This is a genomic window from Tessaracoccus luoxuelianae, from assembly GCF_054483915.1.
The window spans coordinates 1,262,681-1,277,120 of sequence record NZ_CM137013.1 but is presented as its reverse complement, the minus strand read 5'-3'; the positions used below and the strand labels follow the sequence as shown (position 1 = coordinate 1,277,120).

At 68.9% G+C, this 14,440-nt stretch carries 11 protein-coding genes; 7 read left to right on the top strand and 4 right to left on the bottom strand.

Annotated elements, in window-relative coordinates:
• The first annotated feature begins 4 nt into the window (after window positions 1–4).
• The 6 genes from ACX1D1_RS05525 (at window position 5) to pstB (ending at window position 7,232) form a co-directional block, all read left to right on the top strand.
• Entirely contained in the window at window positions 5–2,083 is a 2,079-nt protein-coding gene (locus ACX1D1_RS05525) for an RNA degradosome polyphosphate kinase (RefSeq protein WP_459056235.1), read from the top strand.
• A complete protein-coding gene (locus ACX1D1_RS05520; RefSeq protein ID WP_459056234.1) occupies window positions 2,080–2,952 on the top strand; it encodes an NUDIX hydrolase in 873 nt (290 codons plus the stop codon). Before ACX1D1_RS05525 ends, ACX1D1_RS05520 begins: the two co-directional genes overlap by 4 nt.
• 196 nt (window positions 2,953–3,148) lie before the next feature.
• The gene (gene pstS / locus ACX1D1_RS05515; RefSeq protein WP_459056233.1) at window positions 3,149–4,255 is read left to right on the top strand and encodes a phosphate ABC transporter substrate-binding protein PstS; all 1,107 of its coding nucleotides are present in this window, start codon (window positions 3,149–3,151) and stop codon (window positions 4,253–4,255) included.
• A 107-nt stretch (window positions 4,256–4,362) separates the two neighbouring features.
• Window positions 4,363–5,370 (top strand): phosphate ABC transporter permease subunit PstC, encoded by a 1,008-nt coding sequence (gene pstC, locus ACX1D1_RS05510; protein ID WP_459056232.1) that lies wholly within the window; start codon window positions 4,363–4,365, stop codon window positions 5,368–5,370.
• Window positions 5,370–6,434 carry a phosphate ABC transporter permease PstA gene (gene pstA, locus ACX1D1_RS05505; protein ID WP_459056231.1) on the top strand — a complete coding sequence of 355 codons (1,065 nt, stop codon included), beginning with the start codon at window positions 5,370–5,372 and terminating at the stop codon, window positions 6,432–6,434. The genes pstC and pstA overlap by 1 nt, the downstream gene beginning before the upstream one ends.
• 18 nt (window positions 6,435–6,452) lie before the next feature.
• Entirely contained in the window at window positions 6,453–7,232 is a 780-nt protein-coding gene (gene pstB, locus ACX1D1_RS05500) for a phosphate ABC transporter ATP-binding protein PstB (protein ID WP_459056230.1), read from the top strand.
• 803 nt (window positions 7,233–8,035) lie between these two features.
• Here pstB and ACX1D1_RS05495 read toward each other — a convergent pair.
• The 3 genes from ACX1D1_RS05495 to ACX1D1_RS05485 are packed head-to-tail and all read right to left on the bottom strand — an operon-like array spanning window position 8,036 to window position 11,578.
• Complete coding sequence (locus ACX1D1_RS05495) at window positions 8,036–8,920, bottom strand: ferredoxin family protein (protein ID WP_459056229.1); 885 nt, start codon at window positions 8,918–8,920, stop codon at window positions 8,036–8,038.
• A gap of 36 nt (window positions 8,921–8,956) precedes the next feature.
• The gene (locus tag ACX1D1_RS05490) at window positions 8,957–10,171 is read right to left on the bottom strand and encodes a glycoside hydrolase family 3 N-terminal domain-containing protein (RefSeq protein WP_459056228.1); all 1,215 of its coding nucleotides are present in this window, start codon (window positions 10,169–10,171) and stop codon (window positions 8,957–8,959) included.
• Complete coding sequence (locus ACX1D1_RS05485) at window positions 10,172–11,578, bottom strand: mycothione reductase (protein ID WP_182782180.1); 1,407 nt, start codon at window positions 11,576–11,578, stop codon at window positions 10,172–10,174.
• 89 nt (window positions 11,579–11,667) lie between these two features.
• Between ACX1D1_RS05485 and ACX1D1_RS05480 the strand changes: the two genes are divergently transcribed.
• Window positions 11,668–12,429, top strand: coding sequence for an SDR family NAD(P)-dependent oxidoreductase (locus ACX1D1_RS05480; protein WP_220489119.1), 762 nt, complete (start codon window positions 11,668–11,670; stop codon window positions 12,427–12,429).
• Window positions 12,430–12,985: 556 nt separating this feature from the next.
• Here ACX1D1_RS05480 and ACX1D1_RS05475 read toward each other — a convergent pair.
• Entirely contained in the window at window positions 12,986–14,440 is a 1,455-nt protein-coding gene (locus tag ACX1D1_RS05475; RefSeq protein WP_182799097.1) for a GerMN domain-containing protein, read from the bottom strand.

Genomic DNA, 14,440 nt, shown 5'->3' with positions numbered 1-14,440 from the left:
GACATTGAGTGAGACCCCACTGCCGCCGGACCGCTACCTGGACCGCGAGATCTCCTGGCTTCAGTTCAACGATCGCGTCCTCGACCTCGCCCGGGACCGCGACCGCGTCCCGCTGATCGAGCGGGCCAAGTTCCTGGCCATCTTCTCCTCCAACCTGGACGAGTTCTTCATGGTCCGCATCGCGGGCCTGAAGCGTCGCATCGCCGCCGGCGTCGCCGTCCCCACCGTCACCGGGAAGATGCCGGGAGAGCTGCACAGCCAGCTGCTCGGCAAGGTGGCCGAACTGGTGGTGGAGCAGTCGCGCGTCTTCCAGGAGGTGATCCGGCCCGAGTTGGCTGCCGAGGGGATCCAGATCCTCCGGTGGGACCAGCTGACGGCCTCCGAGAAGGACAAGATGCGCGCCCTGTTCGCGGAGCGGATCTTCCCGGTCCTCACCCCGCTGGCCGTGGATCCGTCCCACCCGTTCCCCTACATCTCCGGGTTGTCGATCAACCTCGCCGTCCTCCTGAAGAACCCGCAGACCGGTGGGCGGCAGTTCGCCCGGGTCAAGGTGCCGCCGGTGCTCTCGAGGCTGGTCAAGCTGGCCGAGGGCCGCTTCCTGCCGCTGGAGGAGATCATCTCCCGGCATCTGGGGCAGCTGTTCACCGGCATGCAGGTGGTCTCCCACACCACCTTCCGGGTGACCCGCAACGAGGACATCGAGGTGGAGGAGGACGACGCCGAGAACCTGCTCTTCGCGCTGGAGAAGGAGCTCCTCCGCAGCAAGGTGGGGCGTCCGCCGGTGCGCCTCGAGGTGGAGGAGGGCATCGACGAGCACATGCTGGCGATGCTGATGGCCGAGCTCGACGTCCACGACAATGAGGTGTTCAGGCTCTCCGCCCCGCTGGACCTCACGGGCCTGTTCTCGCTGGCGGACTCGCAGCGCGAGGACCTCAAATACGCCAACTTTCTGCCCATCACGCACCCCGACCTCGCGGAGGTGGAGAGCGCCAGCCCCGCGGACATGTTCAAGGCGCTCAAGCTGCGCGACGTTCTCGTCCAGCACCCCTACGACTCGTTCGCCACGTCGGTGCAGCGCTTCATCGAGCAGTCGGCCGCGGATCCCGCAGTGCTGGCCATCAAGCAGACCCTGTACCGCACCTCGGGTGATTCCCCCATCGTCGACGCCCTCATCGAGGCCGCGCAGGCTGGCAAGCAGGTGCTCGCGGTCGTCGAGATCAAGGCGCGCTTCGACGAGCAGGCCAACATCGGCTGGGCCCGCAAGCTCGAGAAGTCCGGGGTGCACGTCGTCTACGGCATGCTGGGGCTGAAGACCCACTGCAAGCTCTCGCTGGTGGTGCGCGAGGAGTCCGACGGGCTGCGTCGCTACGCCCACATCGGCACCGGCAACTACAACCCGAAGACCGCGCGACAGTACGAGGACATGGGCCTGCTGACGTCCAACCCCGTCATCAGCGACGACGTGGCCCGGCTCTTCAACCACCTCTCCGGCATGACGCAGGAGACCAACTACCGTCGCCTCCTGGTGGCCCCCCACGGCATCCGCAAGGGCCTGCTCGCCTACGTTGACGGGGAGATCGCCAACCACCTCGCCGGCAAGGTCTCCGGCATCAAGATCAAGGTCAACTCCCTGGTCGACGAGGCTCTCATCGACGCGCTGTACCGGGCCTCGCAGATCGGCGTGCCCGTGGACATCTGGGTGCGGGGCATCTGCACCATCCGCCCGGGCGTCCCCGGACTCAGCGACAACATCCGCGTGCGCTCCATCCTCGGCCGGTTCCTGGAGCACTCGCGGGTGCTGTGGTTTGCGGGGGGCGGCAGACCCATCGTCGGCATCGGGTCCGCGGACATGATGCACCGCAACCTGGACCGCCGGGTGGAGGCCATCGTCGGCATCAGCAACCCGGCCCACGTCAAGCAGGTGGAGGATCTCTTCGAGATGGCGTTCGCCGACACCACCGTCCACTGGGAGCTGACGGACGCCACCTGGACGGCGCACACCACCGACACTTCGGGTACCCCCCTCACGGACCTCCAGGAGTGGCTCATCCAGCAGACAGCGGCCCGACGCTCCTCGCGATGACCAAGCGCGCCAAGATCCGGGCCGCCGGAGCCGTCGTCCTGCGCGGCACCGGCGACGACTCCGAGGTCCTGCTCATCCACCGTCCCCGCTACGACGACTGGTCGCTCCCGAAGGGCAAGGGCGAGGCCGACGAGTTGGCGCCGCAGACCGCGGTGCGGGAGGTCCTGGAGGAGACGGGCGTGGTGGTCCGGCTGGGCTTGAGGCTGCCGACGATCCGGTACCAGTTGCAGAAGGGACCCAAGACGGTCGAGTACTGGCGCGCGGAGGTGCTGGAGGAACTGCCCCGCGAACCCGACGCCGAGGTGGACAGGGTGGGCTGGTTCCCGATCGACAAGGCGATGCGGCGGCTCACCTACGCCGATGAGCGCCGGGTCCTCTCCGCAGCCCTCCTCACGCAGCGCACCACCCCGCTGCTGCTGGTCCGGCACGCCAAGGCCATGCTCCGCAAGGACTGGACCGGCCCGGACCAGGAACGACGGCTGGCTGGCCGCGGCAGGCGCCAGGCGAAGGAGCTGACCCAGCTGTTCTCCGCGTACGGCATCGAGAGCCTGGTGTCGTCGTCCTCGACGCGCTGCGTCGACACATTGCGGCCCTATGCGGATCAGCGCGGTCTGATCATCGAGACCCTCGATGTGCTGACCGAGGAGAAGGGCACCGTGCACCCCGACGAGGTCACCTCCTACACGCGCGAGCTGTTCCGCACCTTCGAGGTTCCCACCGCGCTGTGCGGGCATCGGCCCGTGCTTCCCGCGATGTTCAGCGGCGTGGACCTTGCGCCGAGGCCGATGGTGGTGGCGGAGGTGGTCGTGGTGCACCGCGACGATGAGGGCGCGAAGGTGGCCGTCGAGGTGCACAAGCCCACCGCCTGACAGGCTTCGCGGGACCCATTTACCCGATCGTGACGCTCACCGCGCGAGAACTCGACCACCGTTCATCTCCTGTTAACCAAACTGGGCTCATCGCGTTACTTCGATTCTTTACCGTCCGATGCAGGAACGAACCGAAACACATCGAGTTCCGGGGCCGCACGCAAGCCCCACCACCCTCTCGGAAGGCACTCCCCGAATGAAGATTCGTCTGACCGCTGCTCTCGGCCTCTCTGCCGCGCTCCTCCTCTCGGCCTGCGCGGCCAACGAGGGCACCACCACGCCGGACACCACTGATTCCGCCGCCGCCACCGCCGACTCCTCGGCAGCCTCCACCCTCGAGGGCACCCTCGCAGGCAAGGGCTCCTCCGCCATGAACTCCGCGCAGACCACCTGGATCGCGAAGTTCCAGGAGGCCAACCCTGGCATGACCGTCAACTACGCGCCCGACGGCTCCGGCGCCGGCCGCGAGGCCTTCATGGGCGCCGGCGTGGATTTCGCCGGCTCTGATCGCGCCTTCACCCTCGAGGAGAACGTGGCGGGCGCCTCGTCGCTGTGCGCCGATGACTCCATCGTCTACGACCTGCCGATCTACGTCTCGCCGATCGCTGTGATCTTCAACCTCGAGGGCGTCACCGAGCTCAACCTGGATCCCGACACCCTGGCCGGCATCTTCAACGGCTCCATCACCAAGTGGAACGACCCGGCCATCGCCGCCACCAACGAGGGCGTCGAGCTCCCGGACATGGACATCACCCCGGTGCACCGCTCGGATGACTCGGGCACCACCGAGAACTTCACCGACTACCTCAACAAGGCCGCCCCGAGCGTCTGGACCAACGAGGCCGACGGCGAGTGGACCTACGAGGGCGGGGAGGCTGCCAAGGGCACCTCCGGCGTGGTCGCCGCCGTCACCGGCGGCACCGGCACCATCGGCTACGCCGACGCCTCGCAGGCCGGTGAGCTCTCCGTCGCCATGATCGGCAAGGACGGCGCTTTCTTCGGCCCGACCGCCGAAGACGCGGCCGCGGCCGTCGACGCCTCCCCGATGGAGGAGGGTCGCGAGGCCAACGACCTCGCGATCAACCTCGACCGCAACGCCGAGGGCTACGGCATCGTGCTCGTGGCCTACGGCATGGCCTGCGCCGAGTACGCGGATCCGGCGAAGGCCGAGCTGGTCAAGGCCTACCTGGGCTACATCGCCTCCGAGCAGGGCCAGAACGATGCGGCCGCGGGTGCGGGCTCCGCTCCCCTGGCCCCCGCCCTGCGCGACAAGGTGATTGCTGCCATCGACTCGATCAAGTGATCGTAGGATCCACGTAGTCCCAGGAGTCGCGCCTCTCGCTTGCGGGAGGCGCGACTCTGAGGGCTCAGGGCAGCCGCCCGGGCCCAACGGTCAACAGCAGGAGAACCATGTCGACGACGGACGCGGAGGCGCCCACCACGCCCCAGCAGAAGGACTCGCTCCCACACCGGGAGGACGAGAGCCACGCCCTCCACCACAGCAGCAAGCGATTCGGCGACAAGCTCTACAAGGCGCTCTCCACCGGATCCGGCACCCTGATCCTCGTGATCCTCGCCGCCGTCGCCACGTTCCTCGTCGGGTTGTCCATCCCTGCGCTGACCGCGGACGCCGAGGAGCTGCAGTACGGCGAGTTCTGGAGCTACGCGCTCCCCTTCGCGTTCGGCACGGTGTGGGCCGCCTCACTGGCGATGGTGTTCGCCGTCCCCGTGGCGATCGGGATCGCGCTGTTCATCAGCCACTACGCCCCGCGGAGGCTCGCTGCAGGTCTCGGCTACATCATCGACCTGCTGGCCGCCGTGCCGTCGGTGGTCTTCGGCCTGTGGGGCATCAACACCCTGGCCCCGCTGATGCGCCCCATGTACGTGTGGCTGGCGGACAACCTGGGGCCCCTGCCCGTCTTCGGCTGGTTCTTCTCCGGCCCGGTCTCCGGCACCGGCCGCACCATCCTGACGGCCGCCGTCGTGCTGGCCGTCATGGTGCTGCCGATCATCACAGCCATCTCCCGCGAGGTCTTCCTGCAGACCCCCCGGCTCCACGAGGAGGCGTCGCTCGCCCTGGGCGCCACCCGCTGGGAAATGATCCGCCAGGCGGTGATCCCGTTCGGGACTCCCGGAATCGTGTCAGCGTGCATGCTCGGGCTGGGTCGCGCACTCGGCGAGACGATGGCCATCGCCATGGTGCTCTCGCCCGCTGCGATCATCCACTTCCAGATGCTGACCTCCAGCAACCCCAACACCATAGCGGGCAACATCGCGCTCGCCTTCCCTGAGGCCTTCGGCCTGGGCATCAACCAGCTGATCGCGACGGGCCTCGTGCTGTTCGTGATCACCCTGGCCGTGAACATGACGGCGCGCTGGGTCCTGTCCCTGCGCAAGGAATTCTCGGGAGCCAACTGATGAGCGCCACCAGCTTGACCACGCGCACCAGCGAGTTGACTGCCGGGCAGCTGCCCCGCTTCACCACGCCGGCGATGCTCGTCGTGGCCTTCGCGGTCACCTCGGCGGTCCTGGCCCTGTTCAACGCCGCGGGCGTCGGCAGCGTCCTGATCATCGGCGTCCTGGTCTTCCTGGCCGCCATGTTCGCGCTGTCCTGGTCCGTCGAGGGCATGCGCAAGGCCAAAGACCGCAACGCGCGCCACATCGTCACCGGCGCCTTCCTGATCGCCCTGTTCCCCCTGGTCTCCCTGATCTGGCAGACACTGGCCAAGGGCCTTCAGCGGATGGACATCCAGTTCTTCACCTACTCGATGCGCAGCGTCATCGGTGAGGGTGGCGGCGCTGTGCACGCCATCTGGGGCACGCTGATCATCACTGGCATCGCCAGCCTGATCTCGGTTCCCATCGGGCTGTTCACAGCCATCTATCTCGTCGAATACAGCGCCGGCAGCAAGCTGGCCTCGGCCATCCGCTTCTTCGTCGACGTGATGACGGGCATCCCGTCGATCGTCGCCGGGCTGTTCGCCTACACCGTGTTCAGCCTGCTCTTCGGGCCGGGGACCAACAACGGCGTCTCCGGAGCGGTGGCGCTGTCGGTGTTGATGATCCCCACGGTGGTGCGATCCACCGAGGAGATGCTGAGGCTGGTGCCCAACGAGCTGCGCGAGGCCTCCTACGCGCTGGGGGTACCGAAGTGGCGCACCATCGCCAAGGTGGTGCTTCCCACTGCCCTCGCCGGCATCGTCACGGGCGTGGTGCTGTCCATCGCGCGCGTCATCGGCGAGACCGCCCCGCTGCTGGTCACCGCCGGCATCACGGCGTCGATGAACGTCAACCCGTTCTCCAACCCGATGGCCACGCTGCCCGTGTTCGTGTACTACCAGTACGTGACCCCCGGCATCCCCCAGGATCCCTTCTACGCCCGCGCCTGGGCAGGGGCCCTCACCCTCATTCTCATCGTCATGGGCCTCAACGCGATCGGTCGACTCATCGCGTGGAAATTCGCCCCCAAGTCCGGCCGCTGATCAGGAAGACGCAGGAAAATGTCCAAGCGAATTGAGCTCAAGGATCTCGACATCTACTACGGCAAGTTCCACGCCGTGAAGTCGGTCAGCATGACCATCGAGCCGCGCGCCGTGACGGCCTTCATCGGCTCGTCCGGGTGTGGCAAATCCACGGTGCTGCGGTCCATCAACCGCATGCACGAGGTGATCGACGGCGCCTACGTCGACGGCCAGGTGCTGCTCGACGGGGTGGACCTGTACGACAAGTCGGTGGATCCGGTGCGCGTGCGGCGCCACATCGGCATGGTGTTCCAGCGCCCGAACCCCTTCCCCACCATGTCCATCCGGGAGAACATCCTGGCCGGTGTGCGGCTCAACAACGCCAGGATGAGCAAGTCGGAGTCCGACACCCTGGTGGAGGAGTCGCTGAGGGGCGCCAACCTCTGGAACGAGGTGAAGGACCGCCTCGACAAGCCGGGATCCGGCCTCTCCGGTGGGCAGCAGCAGCGCCTCTGCATCGCCCGCGCGATCGCGGTGTCGCCTGACGTGCTGCTCATGGACGAGCCCTGCTCCGCCCTCGACCCCATCTCGACGCTGGCCATCGAGGACCTGATCAAGGAGTTGAAGGAGACGTACACCGTCGTGATCGTCACCCACAACATGCAGCAGGCCGCGCGCGTCTCGGACCAGACGGCGTTCTTCAACCTCAAGGCGCACGGGCAGCCGGGCGAGCTGATCGAGTACGGGCCCACCGAGAAGATCTTCCACAACCCGGATCAGAAGTCCACTGAGGATTACATCACCGGCCGCTTCGGCTGATCCCCTACCGCTCCGCCCACAGGTGTGAGCGTCGTGACGTTCCGCTGTCCTAGCCCCATGGTCGGGGGCCGCAGTGTGTGCGGGGATCCGGGATCCGATGCCCGGACGGCCCGTGGTGGTCGAGTGAGTAGGGTCTCCGCGACTGACGAGGTGGTCGGGGCCTGCGGCGCTTCTGAGGGCCGCCCGGGCATCGGATCCCGGTTCCCCGCAGACTCCTTCTGTGGCGTGGCCGGGTCCGGGCGCCACTGGTCGGGGCGGCCTTGGGTCGGGATGGTCCTGGGCGGCATGCCAGCTGGGTGATCCTCGAGTTGGGCACCGCTGCGCAGTGCCGCCCCGACCACCGTCCCCCTGACGCAGAGGGCAACGCGCGCTCGCTGAGCTTCCGCGCTTCATCGTGGGGTCGATGGCGCCGATCGCCGATTTGAGATCCAGCGAAGGGCTGGCCACGCGAAGCGCCGACGAAGGCTTCGACGCGGTCGGCGGCGCTCCGCGCCCGACCGGCTCACCCCGCGGGCACGCGAGGTGTCCGCCAACGCGGCCTCTGGCGTCCGCCAAGGCGGCGGGAGGTGGGGGGCGGGGCAGGTTGGGTGGGCGTTGATGACGGCGCCGCGCGCGAAGCGCCGCCGCCGGCATCATGGGCGGCCCGCCCCCCCACCACACGCCGCCGAACCCGACCACCGGCCAACCCGGCCTTACCACAGCCCGCCGAACCGAGGCACGGCCGCCGAACCGGGGCACGGCCGCCGAACCGGGGCACAGCCGCCGAACCCGACCACAACACCCCAGACGGGGCAAACCAGGGGCTACTCCTGGACCGGCTCGACGGACCAGTACGTCATCGGCTCCGACTCCTTGCCGCAGCTCAGCGGCGCCTCGTCGCCCGTGTCGATCCGCGACACCCGCACGATGACGCGACGCTCACCGTGGCGCACCTCCACCGCGTCTCCCTCAATCCGGCTGCCGAGGTCCTGAGAGCGAGCCGCCCCGAACCGGGCCAGCGCCCACGCCTCCGCCGCCTGCCGTTCCGGGGGCAGGTGGCTGCGTCCCCTGTCGCGGCGCTCACCGCCGGGCCAGAGCAGCCCGACGCCCGCGTCCCGATACGCCGCGAGGGCCTCCCCCGCGACCATCCTCCCGAGCACCTGCCCCGTCGGCAGGAGGAGTGCGGTGGGCGCGAACCGGTGACCCCCCAGGTGGGAGCACTCCCACAACGACTCCACTCCCAGCTCCCCTTCGAGTTCCTCGAGGATGGGGCGGCCCTCCAGCGCGCAGCACCGGTCCCGCTTGGCGTGCGTGCACACGAGCAGCACCGGCTCAGCGACGGTGTCCTGTGGCGATGGCATGCCCGCCTGCCGCCAGCTGTCCAGCCACTCGACGAGTCCCTTGGCATCGCCCACCTCGAACCGCGTGAGCCAGCCCTCCTCGTCGAATCCTCCGGAGACGAGGACCGTGAGGGGGTCGTCGCCGACGGTGTTGCGCGCCGCCTGGCGGATCAGCAGCAGGCGGCCGCCCATCTCTTCGATCAGCCGCTCGAGCCGCGCCCCCACCGCCGGGTCAAGCGCTCGGGCGCTGGTGGCGGCCTTGGCGCCCCAGGGGCCGGGTGCCTCGAGGCAGACCCAGAAGTCCGCGCGGGCCGCGGTGCCCCAGGCGGGGAGATCGGCGGCGGACCACAGCACGGAGCAGCGCGACATGACCGTCAGCCTAGCCGTCGACGACGGGCGGGACGGTCAGCCGCAGTCGACGAGCCCCACTGAGGCCTTGAGCCGCAGGACCCGTTCGGCGGAGTCCAGCACGCGTTCACTGAAGTCCTCGTCTGTGGCCTCCCTGGCCGCGGTGGCGTCGATCATGGCGCTCATCAGGGTGGGATCGGCGTTGATGACGAGGTCACCGCCGGCGTCGAGGAAGCGCACCGCCCGGTCTGCCGGCGTGACCCCCGCCACGGATCGGGCGGCGCCGAGATCATCGGCGATGACCACGCCGTCGAAGCCCAGGTCGGAGCGCAACAGCTCCGAGATGATCACCTTGCTGAAGACGCCCTCCACGCCGGGGTCGAGCTGGGTGAACACCGCGGAGGAGATCATCACGGAGCTCGCGCCCGCCTCGATGCCCGCACGGAACGGCTCCAAGGAGGGGTGGTCGGCGGTGATGTCGTCGTCCGTGGCGGCGCCGAAGTCCGTGTTGGTGACCACCTCACCCAAACCGGGGAAGTGTTTGAGGGAGGTGGCGATTCCAGCCTCCCCCATCCCCTCGACGAACTCGACGACGGAGCGCGAGACCGTCGGTGCATCGTTGCCGTAGTTGCGAGACAGGAGCCCGATCGGCTCGTTGCTGCGCTGCTTGTCCGCCGGGACGACGTCTGCCACGGGCGCGAGGTTGTAGTGGACGCCTGCGATGCTCAGCTGATCCCCCCACAGGCTGCTGGCGGCCCTCAGCTCGCCCTCGCTGAGCTCGCCCTGATCCGTGGCGGCCGGTATCGCATCGAACCCTTGGCCCCGGAGCCGTTGCACCTGTCCGCCCTCCTGGTCGACGGCGATCATCAGCGGGAGCTCGGCGGTACCGAGGCTGCCCAGCTCTGCGGTCAAGGCGCGGATCCCGTCGACACCAGAAGTGGTGTTCCCCAGGAGCACCACTGACCCAACCCGGCCCAGCGAAATGGCGGAGCGGGTGGTCTGGTCCAGGCCGCCGGTCGAGACGCCCACCATGAAGAGCTGGCCCACCCTGACGGGCCCGTCGAGCCCCTCGGCGATGCTGCGGCAGCTGGTGAGCGTGGGTGTGGGTTCAGAAGTGAGGGGCGGGGGCGACGCCTCAGTGGCCTGGGATGCGGGCGCCGGGGAGGCCTGGGTGGTTGTCATCGACGGCGGCAGCGTGGGGCCGGGGGCGCAACCGGCGGCGGCGAGAGCCGCCGCGCAGACCAGCGACAGCCGCACAGATGGGGCCGGCATTCAGCGGTCCAGGTAGATGGGGTGGTGCGAGTCCACCAGACCCAGCAGCGCGTTCTCAACCACCTCGGGCAGCGCAGGATGGATCCAGTACTGTCCCCGCGACATCTGGGTCACCGGTAGCCCGAAGCTCATGGCCTGGATGAGGGGCTGGAGCAGTGTCGGCGCCTGGGGGCCGAGGATGTGCGCGCCGAGGAGGTGCCAGGTGTGGGGGTCCGCAAGAAGCTTCACGAAGTGGCCCTCGTCCTCCATGGCCCAGCCGTAGGCCACGTCCGCGTATCGCTGGCGCGCCACCACGAAGGGCACGCCCCATGCCTTCAGCTGCTCCTCCGTGGCGCCCACGCTGGCGATCTGGGGGTCGCTGAACACGGCGTGCGGCACGTAGCGGTGGTCGGTCTCGACGAGGTTGTCGGGGTGCAGGAGGTTGTGCTGGACGGTGCGCATCTCGGCGTTGGCGACGTGCTTGAGCAGGTAGTCCGACGATGCGTCACCCATCGCCCAGACGCCTCGCACGTTGGTGCGCTGCTGGGCGTCGACCTGAATCTGTCCATCCGCCCTGACGTTGATGCCGGCCGCGGCCAGGTCCAGCGCGTCCGCATTGCGCACCCGCCCGACGGCCAGCAGGAGTGCGTCTGCGAAGTACTCGTACTCGACGCCGTTGCGGTCCTTGGTGATCACAGTCATGGCCCCGTGACCGGCGGCCTCCAGGGAGCTGAGCTGCTGGTTGAGGCGCACATGCACCCGCCGCGACAGCTGGGCGGCGAAGTGTTCCGCCACTTCCCTGTCGTGATGGCGCAGCAGGACGTCCGAGCGGTTGATGAGGGTGACGTCTGTGCCGAGCGCTGAGAAGATGTGCGCGAATTCTGCCGCGATGTAGCCGCCGCCCACGATCACGAGGCGACGTGGCCGTTCGTCGATCCGCATGATGGTGTCCGACGTGTGGACCAGCCCCGCGACGTCCTCGAGGCCAGGCACGTCGACGGTTCGCGGTCGTGATCCGGTGGCGATGACGATGTGGTCCGCGCTGATCCGGTCGTCTCCCACCTGCAGGGTCTGCGGTCCGACGAACCGCGCCTCGCCGTGGAAGACCGTGACGTTGCCAGAGCGCTCACGCCACTGGAGCCCACCGGCCGAGATGGGGTCGATACGGCCGAAGATGCGGTCGCGGATGGCCTTCCAATCCGAGCCGCGGTACTGGAGATCAACGCCGAGGCGTCGTGCGTCGGAGGGCGCGGCTGCATGGTCCGCCGGCAGCACGAACATCTTGGTGGGGATGCAGCCGCGATTCAGGCAGGTGCCCCCAAAGGTCTCGTCACGCTCGATCAATGCCACGTTCCAGGTGGCGAAGCGCTCGTCGATCAGCGAGTTCCCTGAGCCTGAACCGATGACCACCAGATCAAAATGCTGCATGGCGCCATTGTTCCATGGACGGGCCGTGGAGCAGTGGGTGCCACCGCGCGCCGGGGTGGGGGTCGATCCCGGCCCGTAAGCTGGGGGCCATGAGCAGATCCTGGGCAGTGGTCACCGGTGCGTCGAGCGGTCTCGGGGTGGGGTACGCCGAGAGGTTGGCGGCCGAAGGCAACAACGTCCTTCTGGTGGCACGCCGACGTGACCTGCTCGAATCCGTGGCTTCCTCCATCCGGGCCACTTCGGGGGTGGCGGCGGAGATCTGGCCGGCGGATCTGACGGATCGGGATGAGCGCGCCAAGCTCGCGGCGCGGATGGCAGAGCTGGACGTGAGCCATCTGGTCAACAACGCAGGCTTCGGGACCATGGGCCACTTCAAGGACGCCTCCCCGGATCGGGTCAGCGACGAGATGGAACTCAACATGGTGGCTCTGACTGAGCTGACCAGGTCCGTTCTCCCCCACATGGTGGCGCGCGGCGCCGGGGCGATCATCAATGTGGCCTCCACCGCGGCCTTCCAACCCATCCCCACCATGGCTGTCTACGCCGCCTCTAAGGCCTATGTGATGCGGTTCACGATCGCGCTCTGGGAGGAGCTGTACTCGACGGGGGTCCGCGCCATCGTGATCTGCCCCGGCCCCACGGACACCGAGTTCTTCGCCAACGCCGGCGACGACGGGGTCATGCGGCGTCGCCGGACCATCTCCCAGGTGGTGGAGACCACCTTCGCCGGGTTGCGTGCGCATCGGCCTTTGGTGGTCGACGGGCCACAGAACGCGGCGATGGCGTTGGCCACCCGTCTGGTCCCGGTGCATCTCCAGGCGCGGTTCGCGCGGATGGTGGCCACCAGCTGAACGACCAGCCATCGGTGAGCCCCACCTGGGGGCTGCCTGTCCGAGCCAAGTGATCCCGTCGAGACAGCAAGGGTGGGGGACGGCAGGGCGGCACTGCGCAGCGGTGCCCAACCCGACGACCACCCAAACGGCATCCCGCCCAAGCAGACCCGGCCCCAACGCCGCCCTGCCGGCCCGCACCCGGGACAAGGCAACGCCACATGAGGACCGAGTGCGGGGAGACGGGAGGCGATGCCCGGGCGGCCTCACCACCCGACCACCGACCCGGCTGACCGGAACATCGAGACCATGGACAACGGCCGCCCGGGCATCGACTCCCGGCTCACCGCACCCGACCACAAGAACTGCGTCAAGGTGGCAGTCACGACCCTTCGAGACGGGCCACGCCGCTCCGCGGGCGGCCCTCCTCAGGGAGCGAAACAGACAGGGCACGCCGCTCCGCGGGCGGCCCTCCTCAGGGAGCGAAACAGACGGTCCACGCCGCTCCGCGGGCGGCCCCCCTCAGGGAGCGAAGGGACGGGCGGCCCTCCTCAGGGGACGATGGGCTCGGGCCGCGCTAGCGAACGCGGATGGACTTGTTCTCCGAGGAAACCGTCGGAGGGGTACCGCCCCGCACGCTGGCGCTCAGATCGTAGTCGCCCGGCTGCAGCTGAAGGCTGACCGACCACACCCGCCAGCCGTCGGAGTTCACGCCGGTCGAGGTCTGAGCGGAGGTCTCGGCCACGACCCGGTCGGTGTCGATGTCCGTGATGCGGACCACCGGGACTCCCCAGCCGGGCTTGACGGTGCCGACGATCACCACCGGTCCGGGCGCGAGCCGGGCGGCGTTCTTCGGTGAGGTGATCCACAGCGACGGCATCGGGCCGAGTCCCGTGCGGGTGAAGCCGGCCTCGCTGATGAGCTCGGCGGGGGGCGGTCCGCCGTCAGAGAGGAACTGGACCCTCAGCTCGGGGTCCCCCATGATCTCCGAGGCCGTGTACACGACCTGGTTGCGGGCCCTGGCTGTGAGTTCCGGGGAGGTCAGGTCCGCGAACGCATCGCCGGAGAGATCCACGATGAGCGTCTCCCCGGACATCTCGGTGCCGATGAGCTGGCCGGGACCCCAGGCGGACTCGTAGTCGGGATCAAGCGGCGCGAGGGTCAGGAGCGCCGTGAGCGCACCCTCCACCAGGTTGGGGCTGGCTGGAAGATCCCGGAGCTCCTGGAACAGCTTCCCGTCCTGGCGGTCCACGTAGTAGAGCGGAACGCCGCGGACCTGCGCCGGCAGCGACGCGGCGGCCGCCGCCGTCGGGGACACTGTGGGGGCCGGGGAGCCGGCCTCGGTGGTGGCTGCGGTGGGGCGCGTCAGCGCCGCCAGCCCCAGGCCCGACAGCACGGCCACCATCGTGATCAGCGCCACCACCTTCGGGCCGAGGCCCGAGGTGCGCAGCGAGGTCAGGTTCAGCAGCTCACCCTCGAGGGTGTCGGTTCCGGGCGCCTGGACGAGGCGGGCGGCTGACCGGAGTGCGGCCGTGACCTCCTGGGACAGCGACTCGAGCACTCCGGGGAAGGTTCCCGGCGCAGGGTCGCCCACGCGGGCCCGCAGCGTCTCCAAAGCCACCTCAAGCCGCTGGTTGCACCCATTCACCGACATCCGCATGATTCCGGCCAGCTCGGGGCCGAAGACGGACAGGTAGTGGCTGACGATGAGGAGCTCGGCCATCCGCGGGGGCATCGCCGAGATGGCGCGGAGGACCTCCTGTTGCCTGGCCTCCGCGACGTCTGGAAGCTGGATGGGCGCCTGCGCGGGCCGGACGGCGTGGGCAAGGTGGACCACGTGCTCGTGCAGGAACTCGACGCGCTCCACCGGATCGATGAGCCGGTGACCCCGCCGGTGGAGGGCCAGCAGAGCACTGCGCACGATCCGCCCGGACTGTTCTTCGGCGTCGAGGAGCACGACGAGACGGTGCAGGGTGGCCCCCTGCTCCTCGTACACCCGGACGAGCCAGTCCAGGTCCTCCTCAGACGCCAC